13 protein-coding genes are annotated in these 20,108 nt (G+C 25.9%); 7 read left to right on the plus strand and 6 right to left on the minus strand.

The window, feature by feature from the left end; translation table 11 throughout:
• Positions 1-48: 48 nt before the first annotated feature.
• On the minus strand, positions 49-348 hold the full coding sequence (locus tag GBZ86_RS18705; RefSeq protein WP_422678910.1) for a transposase: 300 nt from the start codon (positions 346-348) through the stop codon (positions 49-51).
• A gap of 1 nt (position 349) precedes the next feature.
• Positions 350-1,096 (minus strand): IS630 family transposase, encoded by a 747-nt coding sequence (locus GBZ86_RS04195; RefSeq protein WP_152888046.1) that lies wholly within the window; start codon positions 1,094-1,096, stop codon positions 350-352.
• Between the two features lie 229 nt (positions 1,097-1,325).
• On the opposite strand from GBZ86_RS04195, the gene GBZ86_RS04200 reads away from it, so the two are divergent.
• Both GBZ86_RS04200 and GBZ86_RS04205 read left to right on the plus strand, forming a co-directional pair.
• The gene (locus tag GBZ86_RS04200) at positions 1,326-2,816 is read left to right on the plus strand and encodes a phytoene desaturase family protein (protein WP_152888048.1); all 1,491 of its coding nucleotides are present in this window, start codon (positions 1,326-1,328) and stop codon (positions 2,814-2,816) included.
• An 85-nt stretch (positions 2,817-2,901) separates the two neighbouring features.
• Positions 2,902-3,234 carry a hypothetical protein gene (locus GBZ86_RS04205; protein WP_152888050.1) on the plus strand — a complete coding sequence of 111 codons (333 nt, stop codon included), beginning with the start codon at positions 2,902-2,904 and terminating at the stop codon, positions 3,232-3,234.
• A gap of 61 nt (positions 3,235-3,295) precedes the next feature.
• On the opposite strand, the gene GBZ86_RS04210 is transcribed toward GBZ86_RS04205, so the two are convergent.
• The 3 genes from GBZ86_RS04210 to GBZ86_RS04220 form a co-directional block, all read right to left on the minus strand.
• Positions 3,296-4,411: a trypsin-like peptidase domain-containing protein gene (locus GBZ86_RS04210; protein ID WP_152888051.1), complete on the minus strand. Its 1,116-nt coding sequence runs from the start codon at positions 4,409-4,411 to the stop codon at positions 3,296-3,298.
• Between the two features lie 214 nt (positions 4,412-4,625).
• A complete protein-coding gene (locus GBZ86_RS04215) occupies positions 4,626-5,933 on the minus strand; it encodes an ABC transporter permease (protein ID WP_152888053.1) in 1,308 nt (435 codons plus the stop codon).
• A 4-nt stretch (positions 5,934-5,937) separates the two neighbouring features.
• Positions 5,938-6,828 (minus strand): ABC transporter ATP-binding protein, encoded by an 891-nt coding sequence (locus GBZ86_RS04220; protein WP_327444028.1) that lies wholly within the window; start codon positions 6,826-6,828, stop codon positions 5,938-5,940.
• 256 nt (positions 6,829-7,084) lie between these two features.
• Between GBZ86_RS04220 and GBZ86_RS04225 the strand changes: the two genes are divergently transcribed.
• Complete coding sequence (locus tag GBZ86_RS04225) at positions 7,085-7,852, plus strand: carbohydrate-binding protein (RefSeq protein ID WP_152888055.1); 768 nt, start codon at positions 7,085-7,087, stop codon at positions 7,850-7,852.
• A 124-nt stretch (positions 7,853-7,976) separates the two neighbouring features.
• Here GBZ86_RS04225 and GBZ86_RS04230 read toward each other — a convergent pair whose 3' ends face one another.
• Positions 7,977-10,400 carry an NPCBM/NEW2 domain-containing protein gene (locus tag GBZ86_RS04230; protein ID WP_152888057.1) on the minus strand — a complete coding sequence of 808 codons (2,424 nt, stop codon included), beginning with the start codon at positions 10,398-10,400 and terminating at the stop codon, positions 7,977-7,979.
• Positions 10,401-10,559: 159 nt separating this feature from the next.
• Between GBZ86_RS04230 and GBZ86_RS04235 the strand changes: the two genes are divergently transcribed.
• The 4 genes from GBZ86_RS04235 to GBZ86_RS04250 all read left to right on the plus strand — a co-directional run bounded on the left by GBZ86_RS04235 (position 10,560) and on the right by GBZ86_RS04250 (position 20,074).
• Positions 10,560-11,312 carry a DUF4184 family protein gene (locus GBZ86_RS04235; protein ID WP_152888059.1) on the plus strand — a complete coding sequence of 251 codons (753 nt, stop codon included), beginning with the start codon at positions 10,560-10,562 and terminating at the stop codon, positions 11,310-11,312.
• 74 nt (positions 11,313-11,386) lie between these two features.
• The gene (locus GBZ86_RS04240; protein ID WP_152888061.1) at positions 11,387-14,755 is read left to right on the plus strand and encodes a discoidin domain-containing protein; all 3,369 of its coding nucleotides are present in this window, start codon (positions 11,387-11,389) and stop codon (positions 14,753-14,755) included.
• Positions 14,756-14,972: 217 nt separating this feature from the next.
• Positions 14,973-15,878 (plus strand): hypothetical protein, encoded by a 906-nt coding sequence (locus GBZ86_RS04245; RefSeq protein ID WP_152888063.1) that lies wholly within the window; start codon positions 14,973-14,975, stop codon positions 15,876-15,878.
• 242 nt (positions 15,879-16,120) lie between these two features.
• The gene (locus GBZ86_RS04250; RefSeq protein WP_152888065.1) at positions 16,121-20,074 is read left to right on the plus strand and encodes a carbohydrate-binding protein; all 3,954 of its coding nucleotides are present in this window, start codon (positions 16,121-16,123) and stop codon (positions 20,072-20,074) included.
• The last annotated feature ends 34 nt before the right edge of the window (positions 20,075-20,108 follow it).

Here is a 20,108-nt window from a genome sequence, read left to right on the forward strand (position 1 = left end):
ATTTATATAAATTTTATTGCTTAACTGCTAATATCTTATGGGGAAGTACTACTGTATAAAATAACAGAGTTTTTTAAGTGCTCCCTTGTCCAAAATCAATGTATCTAAATGTAATATAACTTGTTCAATTAACTTTGAGAAATTTTCAAATACTGTATTATGAATTACGGCTTGACGTAAGTTTTTCCAAAGATGTTCAATTGCATTTAATTCAGAACAATATGGTGGAAGATATAAAAAGGTTATATTATTAAAATCTTTTAGAAAATTCTCTATTCCTTTAAAATGATGATATCTAACATTATCGAGAACTAATACAACCTTTTTATCTTTATATTTGTCATCAATTTTATTTTAAAAAAAGCTTAAAATTATCTGTGTTACCTTTATCAGATAATTGATAAGTAAGATCACCTGTTTCAGGATTAGTCGCACCATATATAACTTTTCTTTTTCTTGTTCCAGTTGGTAAAGTTTTAACTATTGGTTGAGTTCCGACCTTAGTCCATACGGAAGTCGCAGACGTCTCCGATGTAACAATTGCTTCATCTTCATATAAAATTACAGTATCTTCTGATTTTGAATTTATCAAATTTGAAAAATCTTCTCTAAATTTATTTAGTGTTTCCTCATCAGCTTTTTTGCTTGATTTTTTGGCTCTAGTTTTAGAGTAATTTAATTGCTTAAATATATTGTAAGCAGTTCCGATAGATATCTTTTTATCAAATTTAAGACTTATCCATTTAACTAAAAGTTCACCTGTCCAATTATTATAATTAAGCCCTGACTCACGAGGTGATTTTGTTAAAGCATCATCTATTATATTAAGTTCTTGGGTATTTAATATAGTCTCTTTAGGGGGATGCTTTATATCTTTAAGGCCCTCTAATCCAAACTTATTATATCTATGAATAGTCTTTCTAACTGTTGCATCTGACTGCTTTAGAATTTTAGAAATACCAATACTTGCATTATTCTCTAGTACTAGTAAAAGTGTTAATAATCTTGTTTTAATTCTAGAATTTTTTTCGCTAGAATATAGTGCTTTTAATACTTCATAAGGTATATCTTTTCTTATAGTTAATCTTTCTTTCATTTTGAGCCTCCGCTAAATATATTTTATTATATTTAGTATACCCAATTAATTTAGATAGCATTTAGGCATTTTAATTTATATAAAATAATACTTAATATAACTGATTTGATTAAAAATGGTATAATGGTATTAATAAATTTAAAACATTGGAAAATTAAGTGTAAGGGCTCAGTTATTAAAAGTAAAAAATATATTTAATTATATTTTTTATAGAAAGGATGAGTTTATTATGGATTTTGATGTTATTGTCATAGGATCAGGATTAGGAGGATTAACTGCTGCTAGTAGACTTGCTATATTAGGTTATAATGTTGGAGTTTTTGAGCAACATTTCATTCCTGGAGGATATGCAACAAATTTTAAAAGAAAAAATTATAATTTTGATGTTTCATTGCATGGGATTGGTGGATTAGAAAAAGGAGGAAGTGTTTATAATATTTTATCAGCTTGTGGGGTTATGCAGAAGATAAAACCATTAAAGAATAAAGAGGCATATTCAGTTAAATTTAATAAAGATATTTATGATATACCTAATAATAAAGATGAATATAAAGAGTTCTTGATAAGTAAATTTCCTTTAGAAAAAATTAAAATAGAAAAATTATTTAATGCTATTGGTAGATTTTCTAATGGATTTAATAGGTTTATATTAGAGCAAGATAAATCTATCTTCAATGTTATGCATAAAGATGTTTTATTATTTATAAAATGGTCTGGAAAAACTACTTATGAGGTAATTAAAGAATATATAGACAATGATGATTTTATAAAATTATTTACAGCTAATTGGTCTTACTATGGATTACCTCCTAAAGAATTAAGTGCATTATACTTCTTTATTCCTTGGATTTCATATCATGTTCATGGTAAGTATTATATTCAAGGAGGAGCTCAAGCTTTAACTAATGCTTTTGTAGAGGTGATAAAAAATAATAATGGATTAGTTTACTTAAAAAGCATGGTACAAAAAATATTAACTGATGGAGAAAAAGTTAATGGTATTAGATTAAATAATGGTGATGAGTTTAAAGCAAAATGGATTATTTCAAATGTTAATCCAATAAATACATATAAAATGTTACCTAAAGATTTTTTAAGTAATTCAGAAATGGATAAAATAAATAATTCAAAAATAGGGTGTACATTATCACAGCTTTATTTAGGATTAGATTGTAATCCTAAAGATATAGGTATTGAAAAAGAAGAAATATTCTTTTTAGGAAAAGTTTCACCACAAGAAGATTATGAATTGGCATTAAAAAATAATTATGAAGAGGCAGGTTTTTTACTTACTAATTATAATGCTATGGATAGTACTTTAAATGATGATAAAAATGGTGTTATAACAATGACTTATATAGATAATTATGATTATTGGTCAAAGAATAAAGAGGATTATTTAAAGCAAAAAGAAAATGTAACTGCAAGAATGATAAAAAGATTGGGAAAATATTATAAAGGTATATCTAAACATATAGTTATAGCAGAATTAGGAACACCTAGGACTATGGAAAAATACACTAAAAATCCTTTAGGAGCAGTGTATGGATATGCTCAGTATGTTGATCAAGCTGGGAAGCATAGACTGAAAAAGGAAACTTCAGTTAAAAATTTAAGTTTAGTTAGTGCATGGACTAATCCTGGTGGTGGATATGAAGGGGTTATGTCTGGCGGAATTGTTGAAGCACAAAGAATTAGTAAACATTTAGAAAAAAATTAATATTAGAGTTTTTATAATAGTTTACTAGACTTTTTACATAACTGTATTACATAGAATATAATTTAAAATTCAGGAGGAATAAGTTATGTCCATGGCTATTTTAGGTATGCTATTTTTCGTTATTGCTATAGTATCTTTGGTTTGTATTATACTTTTGTTTTACAAAAGAGGAATTATTGCTAAAAATAAGATAGTATTAGCCAGTATAGCTTTTTTTGCTATGTTATTAGCGTATATATCAGCTTCAGCATTACCTTCTAATTTGCATTTTAGAATAGCTCTTTGTATTGCAATAGGAGGTATAGGAGCAATAGGGGGACTTATTTGCTTAGTTAAAGAAGAAGAGTATTTTTTATTGGCTAGAATTTTATTAATAATATCAATTATAGGAAATTTAATTTTATTATTTTATTTTTAGTAAAAAATAATTAAATCATAAAAGGAGACCTATATTACTTGTATAGGTCTCCTTTTATGGTTTAAGGTGTTTTAAAGTGTACATTAAAAAAATTTAATATATATTGTATTGGTGAAAAGGAAGCAATATTATCACTAGATGAGTAAAATAATCCAACAACCTTATTATCTGCATTTAATACTAAGCTACCAGAATCACCATCTGTTGTATTTAGGTCAGCATTAATTTGATTGTGAAAATAGCAGTTATAAATACCTTTAAAATCAATTAATTCTTTACAATGAGTTGAAATGATTATACCTTCGCTATAACCACTACCAGCTCCTATTTTTTTTACTATCATATCTACCTTAGGTTCAGTAATACCCAAAGGGTTACCTATTCTAAGAAACATATTTTTAAATTCTATATTAGAAGAAATTTCTGCAATAGCGGCATCAGCTTTATTGAAGAAGATATTTTCCATAGAGCTAGTAGTTAAAAATAAACCTTTAGTTAGGTAAGCTATTATATCATTTGGAGTATAAGTACCATAATGTTCTACAGGAGGCTGAACTATGGGTGTTTTAGGAGCAAGTGTATTATAATCGCATAGTACATGGTTGTTACTTAAAATATAAGGAACATTTGTATTATTATCAAAAACAAAACCTCCTAATGTTCCAAAACCTCCTTTTTTTGTAATAGGTAAAATAGCGGCACCTGGTATTAAAGGTCTTAATTCTGATTGAAGTTTTAATAATAGTTCTAAATGAGCTCTTTTTTTAGCTCTATTACTTAAAAAAGAATAATTATTTGAAGTAGAAGGAGGCATAGATGGGATGGGCGGAGGACCGCTTGAAGTTGCAGGAGGGGTGGAAGGAATAGGTGGTGGTCCGCTTGAAACAGCTGGAGGAGATGAGGGAAGTGGAGGTGGAGTTCCACAAAAAGAAAATTTACCCGTTTCTATAACATCAGTTTTAATTCCTAAAAAATTTTTGGGAATTAATTGATGCTTATATAATTTGTTAGAAGGAAGTTTTTTTTGTACCATAACATGTAAACAAGGTTCTTTAGTATTAATACCCTTAATTCTTTTATTTCCAAATCCTATACCAGTTACATTAGATTTATTGAAAAATATAGGATCATATTTATCAATAATATCTTTTATTGAACGTTCTAATAAATTATCCATTAAGCACCTCTTTTAATTTATATAAAGTATAATAACTATAATAGTTTGAGTGATAGAAAATTGATACTATACTAATAATAAATAAGTAGTAAATTTATAAAATATTCTGTAAAACTACTGTTCCTTGTGGCTGTGGATGTAAGGACTTAAAGAATTTCTTTCAAGTTAGTATATACTAACTTGAAAGAAAACTAAATATATAGATTTACTACTTTTATTTTTCTTTTTTAAATATATTGAATAAATCAGAAATAGTTACTCTATTACCTGTTTGGAGTATTACTACTGAGTATACTCTAGAAGTAAAGAATATTAAAATTATTATAGTAGCTATTAAAATGGCTAAAGATAATAATATTTTTGATATTGCTAAATTTTCAGTAAGTACAATTGTTGGTAAATAAAATGGAGATGAAAATGGCATATATAAAGCTATTTTTGATATTATAGAATTAGGTGTTGATACACCTATTATAGCTAAATAAAAACCTATAATACTTATAAATGATACTGGCATTATAGCAATGTTTAAATCTTCAAGCTTAGAAACAGTTGCACCAGCTAAAGCGTTTAAAATTGAATATAAAGCATAGCCAAAAATGAAAAAAATTATAATCCATAGTATGTCCATACCTGATATATTTGCAAATAATGAAGAAATTTTAAATATAGAGGCAGAACTATCAATAAATTTAATTACTATTAATTCACTAACTTTAAAAGATACGAGAGCAACTATTAGTATAGAGATAAACTGTGCTATAGCAAGTACACCCATACCTACACATTTTCCTACTATTAGTTCTAATGGTTTAGTTGATGTAAGTAATAATTCCATAACTCTTGATGTTTTTTCAGCAACAATAGAATTAGCAACCCAGTATCCATAAAAATAAATAACATAAAATAGTAGTATACATATTATTGTTGGTAGAAGTGTAGTTGCAACTATGGATTCAAAACTAGTATTTTCTCCAGCTACATAAGTATGTGTTTGGAAGGGAGTATTAACCATAGCTATTTCATTAGCACTTAAACCGTTATTTGAAAGAAATTCATTTTTTAATAATAAAGATATATCTGATAATAAAACATCACACTCTTTATTAGATACTGCTTCAGAAGATTTTGGTTTATATAATTCTATAGAATAAGAAGCATCTGTTTTATTAACACTAATCAATACCATAGATTCATTAGTTTTTTCCAAATCCCTTATTAGTTCTTCTTTTGGTTTTTCAGAAGTTATTACTTTTAAATTAGGATATATTTTATTTAAAGATTTTGAAATATCCACATGCAAATTTGTATTATCTTCATAATAAAGAGTATTTATAGAGAATTCCTTAGCTTCTGTAGAAGCGGTATTTGGCTTTTCCATAATAGCAGGAATTATGTTACTAAGTGATACAAGAATAAATATACCAAGTAATATTATAGTAGAAGATATTTTAAATGCTTTTCCTTTAATTTGTTGCATAATAGTAAATTTAAATACATTAAAACAATTTTTTATATTCATAATTTTAATCACCTACCTTTTCTATAAATATTTCATGTAGTGTTGGTTCACGAAGTTCAAATTTTATAAGATGAATATTATTCTTTACAATATCTTTAAGAATATCATTAGCTTGATTTTCGTTTTTTACTTGTATATCGATAATTTCAGCACTATTATTTATTACTTCAACATCATATTTTTCTATTATAGATGATATATCCTCTTCACACTTTATGGATAAATGATTTCTACCATAGCTTTTTTTTATGTTATTTAGATTACCTTTTAAAACAGTTTTTCCTTTATTTAAAATAATTAAATTTTCACAAAATTCTTCAATAGTACTCATTTGATGACTAGACATTATAATATATTTATTTTTTGCCACCTGTTCTTTAATTATATCTTTAAATAAATCTGTATTAACAGGATCTAACCCACTTAAGGGTTCATCTAAAATTAATAATTCAGGATCGGATATTAAAGCGGCAATAAATTGAATTTTTTGTTGGTTACCCTTTGAAAGTTTTTCAGCTTTTTTATTTTTATATTCGGGTATTCCTAACCTATTAAGCCAATAATCAATGCTTTTTAAAGCTTCTTTTTTGCTCATACCTTTTAATTGGGCAAAATAAATAAGTTGATCTAATACAGTAAATTTTGAATAAATACCTCTTTCTTCTGCTAAGTATCCTGTTGGTATTGTTTTAGGAGAAAAATTCTCATTATTCCATTTAACAGTACCTCCATTTTTTTTTAGCATACCTAAAATCATTCTTATAGTTGTAGTTTTTCCAGCTCCATTTGTTCCTAACAAACCTAATACGCCAGGAGAGTCCATTGAAAAGCTAAGGTCATCTACAGCTGTATATTCGCCATATTTTTTTATAAGATTTTTAATTACAAAACCCACACAAAGTCCTCCTTAAAATAATTAATTAATATAATATATTAATTAAAACATTTTATTAAGATAAAATGTTATCAAAAAAGTAAAATTTTATGAAAAATTTAATTTTATTATATTAAATTAAGAATATGTAAACTTTATCAATTTGTGGATTAGCTTTGTGAAAAATATTCATAAAGCATTAATTTTTAAATAATTACTATCAATAACAATATGTTAAGCATAAAATAATATAAAGTTAATATTAGGAGGCTTTTTTATGAGTTCAAATACATTATCATATAAATATGATTTAATGAATGGTGTTCTTTTAAATGGTGCAAAAGTTGATAAAATTAGTAAAATGGTTTCTCATATAGGTGGGCCTTATAATGGAATGGTAGAAATAAAGGTTAATGTAGTAGATGCAGGAGATTATGCAATATCACTTTTTTATAGAAACTCATTAAGACCATTTAAAATTAGTGTTGATGGAAAAGAGAAAGAAAATATTTATAAAACAGCTTCAGATTATGTAGGAATATTCAATACAGTTATTAATTTAAATGCAGGTAATAATTTAATAAGATTTTCAGGTGATGGAATAAATTATGGACCAGACCTAGGTGAATTAACAGTAACTTCACTTAGTATTATGGAAGATAATAATTCTCTTTTATTTTTTGATATATTTTCTATTTTTAAGAAATTTGCTCTTTCAGAACTAAATCTTTCATTTGGAGCTAAACCTGATAAATTTGAAAATTTAATTGATTTTTTAGGTGGTACTAATGAAGGGTTTGCAACTTTTGAATATAAGGCTCCAGTAACTAGAGATTATATACTAAATATGTCTTATAGAAATGGAAATAGAACCTTTAGAATAGAGGTTAATGGAGTTGATACAGGTAAAGTTTACAAAACAGGATTCTTTATAATGGGAGTGTTTACAACTACAGTAAAATTAACTAAAGGAGAAAATATTATAAAATTTTATGGTGATGGAACTAAATCTGCACCAGACTTAGGAAATTTTATTATAGTTTAATATTTTATTTTAGAAGGAAAAATATAGTTAAGTATTTAAAATTATTTGCATATAAAAATTAGCTTTAAGTTTTAAAAGTCATGATTTTATAAGATTAATTACTTTAAAAATCATGACTTTTTTATTAGCAACCTTTATTAGCTTTAAAGGTTGGGTTAATCCAATTATAATGACAGAAAGAATATAGATTTGCTTCATCTATAACACGAAGGGTTATTATATCATAAAAACTTAAATCTAAATAAATTTCTTTAGTTTCATTATATTTTATTATACCACTATCGTAAATTTTTTCATTATCTCCAAAAACTTGAAATATAGCGCATGGAAAACCAGATTTAGGATCTGTTGCTATAGAAAAATCATCTATACCAATTAATGCATAAAAATTAATTGAGTTTTTTCCATTAAAAAATTTGATTTCACTATTAGCAGGAACGCTTATACCTGAATTATAAGATATACCATTAATTGAAAGAGTTTTACCAGAATAAGATTTGTTTCGTGTAATTGATCCTAGTACAGAATAAAAACTTAACCAAGACATATCTGATAGAGAAGTATTAGGTTTTGGAGGATTTAAAACTTTTAAATGTTTAGAAGTACTTATAGTTTGTGAATTAAGTGTTGAACTATAAGTAAAATTAGCATTTACATTTAAAATATAATCCCATTCAGTATTAGGCGTAACAAGTGTCCATCCAGCTGTATAACATTCATCAGATTTAAGAATAGATGCATTAGTTGATATAGGTGAAATTGAAAAAGATTTTGGGGTTACTAAAGATAAAGTTAAATTTTTAATATCTTCTATTCCTATATTTTTAAAAGTAGCATTAACTAAAAATGTTTTATTAGCTTCTAATACAGACTCTATATTTAAAGTTAAGTTTTCATTATTAGATAATAGTTTAAGATTAGGTTCTGAGATTTTAAAGGCTTTAACTCCATGAGAATTTACAGTTGCATTAATAAAATCATTAGTTATAGAAATATTTTTATCCCAAAGATCAAATATTTCATAAGTTTCTAATGTTGGTAAATTAACATATTGTAATTTTAATATTTCTTTTAAGCTTACTTTAATATTTTTAGCAGAAGAAGTTTTATTAAGAATGCATATAGCTAAGGTATTATTTTCTAATGGTTTAATTAAAATATCAAGGTCCTTATTATTTTCATAATATCGACATTGAAGTCCTTTTTTATCTTGATTTATAGATATCATATCTTTATTACTTAGTATTGTTAAAATATCATTAGAAAAATTTATAGTACCATCATTATTTAGAAAGTTTTTTAAGTTAGTTCCAATTATTAATGGTGATGCCATCATACACCATAAAGTAAAGTGAGATTTATTTTCTTCATATGTTAATTTACCATTACCTACCTGAAGAGTACCAGCATCATTCCAAGAACCAGGAGCAGAGTATAAAGAATAGTTCATATTAGTAGTATAAGTATAAATAATTTTCTCCCAGTCAGCATCTGTTGGAAAAGTAGTTGTCCAACTATTACTGTGATATTTTGCCCATTCCCAAGGTTTATTTATTCCCCAGTCAGAAATAGAGAAAACAATTGATTTTTCTATAGAATTATTAGTATTTGCTATTTTAGAAGTAGCTTTTTTCAAAGCTGTTCCCATTTTTCTAAATTGTGTAGGAGTACTATCTTCATTAAGTACTAGAGAATTATAAAACATTATAGTGTTTTTACCTTTTTTTAAATAAATAGATAGTTTAACTGTAGTACTATTGGAAGGTGTGTTTATATAATAAATATCACCATAATTAACTGAAATTTCAAGGTGACCGCTGTTTTTATAATAAATAATTAAATCATAATTACCATCAGACATTATTTGAATATTAGAAAATAAAATATAACCATTATTAGAGCTTAATCCAGTGACATATTTTCCATTAGAACTAGTAGAATCAGTTATTATTTTGGCATTTTTAATTAATTGTCCATTTTCAGCTTCGATAGAAGGATAGATATAATTTTTTGTATTTTCATATAATAGTGCTATTTTATCTATTTCAGGAGCGGTAGAAGAAAAAATAACATTATTACAATTGTCGTATTTTAAATATTCTATGCCCCAATTAGCAAAGGTTTCAGCATCTAAATTTTCTTTATTTAGACTACCTGTATATCCTAAGCAAGTGGTATAACTATTAGAACTATATAATCCTAATTTAAGACCTAGTGAATTTACTAAATTGTTTAAATTTTTAATTCCATTTGGAAATTTAGTTGCATCATATTTTAATGTTCCATCAGTATTTCTTTCATAAGATTGCCAACCATCTTCTAAAATTAAATATTCATATCCTAACTTTATTAAATTAGCTTTAGAAAAAATAGAAGCAACTTCTAAAACATTAGATTCATTAATATTAGTTTTAAGTGAATTCCAACTACTCCAGCCCATTGGTGGTGTAAGAGCCACTTTATTATAAGTTTCTTTAAAATTATTAGATGTATGGTTATCTAGTTCATTAATTAATGTTTCATAGGAATTGGAAATTGTTTCAATCATAATATTCCCCCTAAAAAATATGCTATTATAAAGTATAAATGAAATTAAGCATTAGCATATAATTAAGCATATTTTATTTTTTAAAATTAATAATATAAGTATTATATGAATCTAAAGATAATTTGGTTAAAAAATTAAATTTATAAAGGAGAATATGAAATGCCGTTTACTTTTGCACATCCAGCTATTGTTTTACCAGCTTATAAATTTAAAAACAAGTGGATTTGTTTCACAGCTTTGGTTATTGGAACTATGGTACCAGATTTTGAGTATTTTTTGAGGTTTGCTCCATATGGAATAATAGGGCATACTCTTATTGGATTTTTATATTTAAATATTCCATTAACTTTTATTATAGCATTTGCTTGGCATAATATAATAAAAGAACCATTAATAAGTAGCTTACCAAGGAAAGTTATTAGTTTTTTTGGACATATTCCTTATAAAAAGTTTCACATTAAAAATTTTAAATCATTGATAATATTTATTTATTCAGCTGTTATAGGTATGGCTACTCATGTTATTTGGGATGGATTTACTCATAAAACAGGTTTTTTTGTAAATGAAATAAATTTTTTAAGAAAGACTATTGCTATTTACAGTTATGAAGTTCCTGTTTATAAATTTATACAGCATGGTAGTACATTAATAGGAGGTATATGTATTATTTTATGTTTATATAAGTATAGAAAGAAGAATTACAGAATATTAAATAGATATTCAACAAAAAAGAAATTTGCTTATTGGAGTAGTATAATTAGTTTAACATTAGCTATATATAGCTATAGAATATTCCTTATTTTAAATATTATTTCTTTAAAAAGTTATGGGGTATTAATAGTTTCATTAATAAGCTCATTTTTATTAGCAGTATTTTTTATATCTTTAATTTATAAGAAGATTAGAAGTTAATCATAAATATATTTATAAAGAATATATTACTATTTGAAAGGTATTTTACCTATAGTAATTAGGAGGAATTTTTTATGAAGGAAAATAACCTAATCTTTGGCTTATGTAAAAAAAAATTATATCCAATGGTAGAAGGTTTTACTACAAAATCAACTTTAGATGAAATGGTTGTGGCATCAAAAAACGATAATACTGTAACCATTGGAAATAAGTTTATATCTAGAATTTTTTCTATAGAAAATAATAAATTAAAAACTTTTCAGATAAAAAATCTAAGAGCTAATACTGTTTGTACTCCTGCTAATGGATCGGAAGAATTTAATATAAAATTGTATAGAAAAAAAGATTCATGGAATATAGTTGCTGTAGATAGTGAGGAGCAAGTTTCAGAAAATGGAAGGGCTATTAATGCCGTAGATGGAGATTTAGGAAGTATATGGCATAGTAGGTATAATCCTACTATAGATGGATATCCTCATTATATAGTAGTAGATTTAGGTGATATAAAACAAATAAAAGGATTTTCTTATACACCGAGGCAAATAGGGGACAATGGTAATATAAAGGATTATGAATTTTACGTAAGTAATGATAAAAATAATTTTGGGAATGCAGTAGCAAAAGGAATTTTTAAATATAATGGAGCTAATCCTATAACTGTAAATTTTGTTTTTGGTGTTAGTGGAAGATATATAAAATTAGTTGGACTAAATTCTGTTAATGGTCAAGCTTTTGCAAGTTGTGCAGAACTTGATATTATTGAAACTAATAGTAGTGACTTAAAAAACAATATTAATTGTTCAGATTTACTTTTAAATGATGTAATTATTTCAAATACTAAAGATAATAATGGTAAAATAATTAAATTTTATTTTAATCCTTTTAATTTATTAAATGATATTTATCATATAGTTATGAATGTAGTTATGAAAAATGGTGACTTTTTCATAAAAAAATATTTGGAAATTAAAGTTGAAGGAGAGAATACAAATATAGACTATATTGATTTAGAATCTATAGTAGTAGATTCTAATACAGATGTATGGTCTCGCCCTAATATGGAACCAGCATACATCTCTAGTTATCATATAGCTTTAGGACAACCTATTTATATTGAAGGGATGTTTTATGGATGTGAATTTCCTCAAACAGATAATAGAATATTAAATAATATTGCTTTTATTAGATATTTTTCAGGAAAAAAATTTAAAGATTTAAGGAAGACTTCAGATAATATATATAGAACTTGGCAGACTGTTGTTGGTGCTGCAAGAAGTAAGGATAATTCAGTAATAAAATCAGATTTATTTAAGTATATAGACACTATAGCTACAAAAACAGACTTTAGACTTCAATATAATTCTTGGTATGATTTTATGATGAATATTACAGCTAACAATATAGTAGGTTCATTTTATGAAATTGAAAAGGGATTATCACAATTTGGAGTTGAGCCTATAGATTGTTATGTAGTAGATGATGGTTGGAATAACTATGATGCAGATTTTTGGAGATTTAACAATAAATTTCCTAGAGAATTATATGATTCCATGGAATTAGCAGAGAAATTTTCATCTACATTTGGTTTATGGCATGGACCAAGAGGAGGATATAATTATAACTCTAAATTTGGAAGACAAATGGAGAAGGCTGGCACAGGAGGATATAATCCAGCTTCAGATGACGTTTGTACTGGACATCCAGTTTATTTAGATAAAATGACACAATTATTTTTAGACTATCAAAATAAATTTCAAATAAGTTATTGGAAGTTAGATGGGTTTAATCTAAATCCTTGTCCTAGTAAAAATCATGGTCATATTACTGGTGGAAATTATTCTATGTTTTTTACTACTGAACATTGGGAAAAATGGATAGATGTGTTTATAGATATGAGGAAAGGTAGGGAAATACAAGGAAAAAATTTATATATTAATATGACTTCCTATGCAGTTCCTAGTCCTTGGTTTTTACAATGGGTAAATGCTGTATGGCTTCAAAATAGTAATGATGTTGGGTTTACAGGTCCTAAAATTGATAATTCTATGATGGATGCTATGATAACTTATAGAGATGGTAGATATTTTAATTTTGTTAAAGAGAGAGAATTTCAGTTTCCATTAGCTAACATATATAATCATGATCCTATATATGGTAATGAGAATAGATATAATAATAGTTTAGTATCTATGACTACAGATCAGTTTGAAAAATATTTATATATGCTTATGACTAGAGGCACAGGTTTTTGGGAGTTATATTATAGTTATAATTTATTTGATGATGATAAATGGATGGTTAATGCTGAAGTTTTAAATTGGGGAAAGAAAAATTTTCATATATTAAGAAATGCAAAATTAATAGGTGAAACTCCATTAACAGGCAATGTTTATGGATATTCATCATGGAATGACACTGAAGGAATAATATCTTTAAGAAATCCATCAAATGTTACTAAATCTTTCACATTTGTATTAGATAGATTAATAGGGGTAGGAGAAGGTGCTTATAATTTGAGAAAAAAAACTATATACCCTTATGGTGTAATAAATGATAGTAAAGTTTATAATTATGGTGAAAGTATAAATATAACTTTACAGCCTTATGAAGTGATAATTTGGCAATTTGGAGTTGAGAATAATGCACAAGCAGTAGTAAAAAATATAAAAGTAGTAGCATCAAATATTTTATTAGTTGAATTTAGTGAAAGAATATTAGCAAATAAAAATAATTATTCAATTGAAGGAAATAGTATTACTGATGCTACAATTTTATGGAATCGTAGAACTGTAAAATTAACACTTCAAAATGCTCTTATAGATAGTGTAGAATATTATTTAAATATTAATGGAGTAATAGATTTAAATAGGAATACATTAACAACAGTAGAAAAATTAAAATTTTATAATAACTATATAATTGCTAAAATATCAGAACCTAGTTCTTTAAAAAATCCTATAGGAATAACTTCAACTATTATAGAAAATAGAAATGCAATAGTATTTAATAATAAAACTTATGAACTTAATACCATTAATTCTTTAAAAGGAAGTGCGGATTTTTCAATTTCTATGAAAATTAAAACCACAGATAAAAATACAACTGTTTTATATCAAGGAAATGAATATAGTTTAAGAATAAATTCTTCTGGGAGGATGGAATTTGTTTGCAAAGGAATATTGGTGGTATCTAAAGCTATTATTAATAATAATACTGTTATAAATATAACTGCTTTAAGAGAAAAAAATGGAATGATTAAGATTTATATAAATGGAAAATTAGATAGTTCAAATTTTGATAAAAATAAAACTTCAGAAGATATTATAAATTCTCCTATAATGATTGGAGACACTAACTTTAGTGGAATTATTTCTAATTTAATTATTAGAGATATGGCCTTATCATTTAATGAAATAAAAACTGAAGCAGAAGCTATAATTTAGAATTGTCAAATATATAAGTAATTATAAGTTCTTGACATATAATAAAATTTTTAGGCATAATTAAAGAGTATAGTATTCTTTTATTATGCCTTATAAATTTAAGGATTAAAAATTGTATGGATTGTGTAAAGGTTATCTTAATGTAGTTGTATGGAAAAAATATCTTAAAAATGAATTTTATAAGAAATGACTTCATTAGTTAGAGGAGGTACTAGCTTTGAAAAAAGAAATAAGAACAACATGTTTGTTAAACGTTATCAATTACATAAATAACTTAGTGTTAATTACTTATTTTTCTATGTATCAAAATTTAAATATTAATAATAATATTTATGTTTTAAAGTTAGGTATAGTTTTATCAATATGGTTATTAAGTCCATTGCTATTGTTATTTGTTACAACATATCCTTTGCTTAATAATGAGAACTTATATTATAAAAATTTAAAAAGAGAATTAATAATAGATGTTTGTTTTAAAATAATATCTTATATAGTTTTACTATCATATACTAAAACTATTTTTTTAAGTGATATTTATAAATTAAAAGTAGTTGTACAAATAGTATTAATGTTCTTTAGTTTAATTATAAATTTTAAAATTTATAAAAAAGTAAAATATTTAGAATGTAATTCTATTAATATATTTGAAGAAGATACTGTAACTGAAATTGAAAAAAGAAATATAGAAAATATAAAAAAAGCAAGTTATATAGGAAACACATCATTTTTAAGTTTTATTATATTTGGACTTTCTTTAATTTTATTTAGCACTAAGGAAATGAATTGGCAAGTAGATATTATAGCTACTGTTATATCATCAATTTCTTTTGTTAAATTTATAAATAGTATTTATAAAAAATCTATTTTAATTTACTCAGAAAATAATAATAGAAATAAGGTTTTTAAAAAAGAGATAATATATGCTACTATATCTTATAGTATTTGCATAGTGGTTTCTATGAATTTGGTAAGAATTGAAAATGAAATATTTAGATATATTACATATTTAATAAGTATTTTAGCTTTATATCCAATAATGAAAAATAATAAAAATATTTCTATAAAGTACAAAAAGGTAAAAAAGAGTTTGGTAAATGAGCTAATGGCTTATTATGAAAAGTAAATAAAATTTAAATTATAGGATAAATAAGTTTTTTAATTTATTTATCCTATAATTTTTTTTATGTGATTAAAATCTTTTAAGTAGCAGTCATTTTTCTACAAAAAGAGATGGAATTTTAATTTTAAATTTATTTTTTTATAATTTTATAAAGTATATTTTAATAGTTAATGTAAAATTAATATCAATATAGTCAAATGTTGAATATTATTAGTAATATAAAGTAATTTAAGAGGTGTTATTATATGGATATAAATGAATATAAATTTCATCCTAAGGCATTTGAAGGAATAAATATACCTAATTTGCCAAATATGCCTGGACTTCCTAATAACTCTACTTCACCAACAGATAATTCAGAGACTTCAACAGATTCTGAGGCTACTATTGTGGGAAAATATCAAGCTGGTAGAGGAAAATTTGAAAATGGTGCAAGACTGAATATTGGAACCTATTTTGCCACTAATCTAGGTGGAAAAGATGATGGGTCAACTACAATAACCGTAAGGGTTGATAAAGAAGATGATTATGAATTTTCAATACAATATATAGCTACTGAAAGTCGAGTATTTAAAATAGACGTTAATAATGTAACTACAGGTGCTATTTATAGAGTAGAAAAAACAAATGGAGATACTGCTAAAGATGCTCAAGTATTTATTACAAAAGTAAAATTAAGTGTAGGAGAGAATAAAGTTAAATTTCATGGAAATACGGTAGACTTAGCACCAGACCTTGGAGAAATAATTATAAAAACTATTGTGGGAAGCTCTTCAGGAGGAGGCAATATACCAAATCTTCCAATAAATATTCCTGGAATTCCTTCAACTACAGCACCATCAACAGGTACAGTTCCTCCAACATCTCCATCAACCCCTTCACCACAGCCATCAACTTTACCTGAACAACCAACTTATCCAATACTTGTAGGTAAATATCAATCAACTACTGGAATATTAGATAATGGAGTAAGATTAGAGCTTGATAATAAATTTGTAGGAAGAATAGGAGGACCTTCTGATGGGTCAACTACAATAACAGTAAAGGTTGATAAGGAAGGAGATTATGAATTTTTAGTACAATATATTTCAGCAGAGACTAGAGAATTTAAAATAAAAGTTAATGGTGAAAGTACAAATATTATTTATACTCCTGAAAAAACAGATGGATGGGAAGTAAAAGATGCTAAAATATTTACTTTAATGTTAAGTTTAAAAAAGGGAGAAAATGATGTTAAGTTTCATGGAAATGGAACTGATTATGGTCCAACATTAGGAGAAATTACAGTAAATATAGTAAAAGATACTTTTCTTTCAACTACTTTTCCAAGACTTGTAGGCAAATATCAATCAACTACTGGAATATTAGATAATGGAGTAAGATTAGAACTTGATAATAAATTTGTAGGAAGAATAGGAGGATCTTCTGATGGGTCAACTACAATAACAGTAAAGGTTGATAAAGAGGGAGATTATGAATTTTTAGTACAATATATTTCAGCAGAGACTAGAGAATTTAAAATAAAAGTTAATGGTGAAAGTACAAATATTATTTATACTCCTGAAAAAACAGATGGATGGGAAGCGAAAGATGCTAAAATATTTACTATAATGTTAAAATTAGATCCTGGTGAGAATGAAGTTAAGTTTCATGGAAATGGAACTGATTTTGCTCCAAAATTAGGAGAGATTACAGTAAATATAGTAAAAGATACTTTTCTTTCAACTACTTTTCCAAGAACTATAGGAAAATATCAATCAACTACTGGAATATTAGATAATGGAGTAAGGTTGGAGCTTGATAATAAATTTGTAGGAAGAATAGGGGGAGAATCGGATGGCTCCACTACAATAATTGTTAAAGTTGACAAAGAAGGTAGTTATGAATTTTTAGTACAATATATTTCAGCAGAGACTAGAGCGTTTAAAATAGCAGTTAATGGTGAAAGTACAAATAAGATTTATACTCCTGAAAAAACAGGTGGATGGGAAGCGGAAGATGCTAAAATATTTGATTTAAGATTACAATTAAAGGCTGGAGAAAATGAAGTTAAATTTCATGGAAATGGATCTGATTTTGCTCCAAAATTAGGAGAGATTACAGTAAATATATTAAAAGATACTTTTGATACAACTGACACAACTGATACAAATGATACAAGTAATTCACAAGAAACACCAGCACCTACAAATTATCCAATATTTATAGGGAAATTTCAAGCGGTTGAAGGAGTATTGTCTAATGGGGCTAAACCAGAGCTTGAAGGAAAGATTGTAGGCTGGATAGGAGGACCTGATGATGGAGCTACTACTATAACAGTAAAAGTTGAAAAATCGGGGATTTATGAATTTTTAGTACAATATATTGTAACAGATAATAGAGTATTTAAAGTAGATGTTAATAATTTAAATACAGGCATTATATATACTCCAGAAAATACTGCAACATGGACTATAAAAGATTCTAAAATATTTAAGTTAAGATTAAAATTAGATGTAGGAGAAAATAAAGTTAAATTTCATGGAAATGGAACTGATTATTCACCAAGTTTTGGAGAAATTACTGTTAATATGGTGAAAGATTCTGTGAATACAACTACGTTACCATCTGCAAGTTATCCAATGGTTGTAGGAAAGTTTCAAGCTGCTAAAGGAGAATTAGCTAATGGTGCTAAATTAGAGCTTGATGGTAAGGTTGCAGGGTGGATAGGAGGACCTGATGATGGGGCTACTACCATAACAGTAAAGGTTGATAGAGCTGGTGCGTATGAATTTTTAGTACAATATGTTTCTGGTGAAAATAGAGTTTTTAGAGTGGATGTAAATGGTGTAAGTACAGATACTATTTATAGACCAGAAAAAACTAATGGGTGGAGTATAAATGATGCTGCTAATTTTAAATTAACATTACAATTAAAGGCAGGAGAAAATAAAGTTAAGCTTCATGGAAATGGAGTTGATTATGCACCAAGCTTTGGAGAAATTATTGTTAATATAACAGAAACTACTTTCCAATTAGGAGGAACAATTATTGATAATTCAAATAAAGTACTAACTTTTAATGCTGCACAAGGTATTTTAGAAGGTGGAGCAAAATTAGATGAGGGAACTAATTTGGCAGGATGGATAGGAGGCCCGTCTGATGGATCTTCAACAATAATAGTAACAGTTGATAATGCGGGAACTTATGGAGTATCTATTGATTATATAGGAGCAGATGATAATAGAATTTTAGCAATTGATGTTAATGGTATTAATGTTAGTGTTGATAAGTGTGAAAAAACTAATGGATGGACTTTAGATGATATTAAAACTTTTAATACATCATTAAATTTAAAATCAGGAGAAAATAAAATAAGATTTCATGGAAATGGAAAAGATTATGGACCAAGTTTAGGAACTATAAAAATATATAGTTCAAAACTTATGAACACAGAAACTAATTCTGTTTTATCAACTTATGATATAGCTTTAGGTGAATTAAGTAATGGTGCAATGATAGATATGAGTACTACTACTTTAAGTTTAGATGAATTAAATAGTGGTCAATATATAGACACAAGCACTAATTTTGCAATGAATTTAGGGGGACCTAATGATGGTGCTGCTAGTGTAGTAGTTAGTATAGAAGAAACTGCAATATATACTTTATCAATTGATTATTTAAGTGGTGATTTTGAAAGAATTTTTAAAATGGATATAAATAATAATAAGTCATATAAACAATATAAAGTGGCCAAAACAAAAGGGTGGAAAAAAGAGGATAAGGAAATCTTTGATGTAGATGTTATTTTAAATAGAGGTGCTAATATTATTAAATTTTACGGAGATGGAGTTAATAAAGCTCCTTATTTAGGAAAATTTAAGATAAAAAGATTTATGAGAAAAGTTTACGCTAATATAGCTACCTTTGGTTCAGCTATTATAAATAGAGGAATTATAGAAAATATAGGTGGCGTAGGCAAAGGTGAAGTTGTATTAAGGGTAGATATAGATAATACAGGAATATATGATTTTGCTATACACTATTTAGCTAATGATTATAATAAAAAACTTGAAATAGAAGTAAATGGAGTAAGTACAGGAATTCGTTATGATTTTGAAAAAACAAATTCTATGGCTATAATTGATGAAAAAATTAAAATTATAAAATTACAATTATCTAAAGGTATTAATATAATTAGACTTTTTAATAAATAATAAAATTGTTTATATAAACTTTAAAATATTATAA

It is taken from the genome of Clostridium tarantellae (assembly GCF_009295725.1).
Taxonomy (GTDB): domain Bacteria; phylum Bacillota; class Clostridia; order Clostridiales; family Clostridiaceae; genus Sarcina; species Sarcina tarantellae.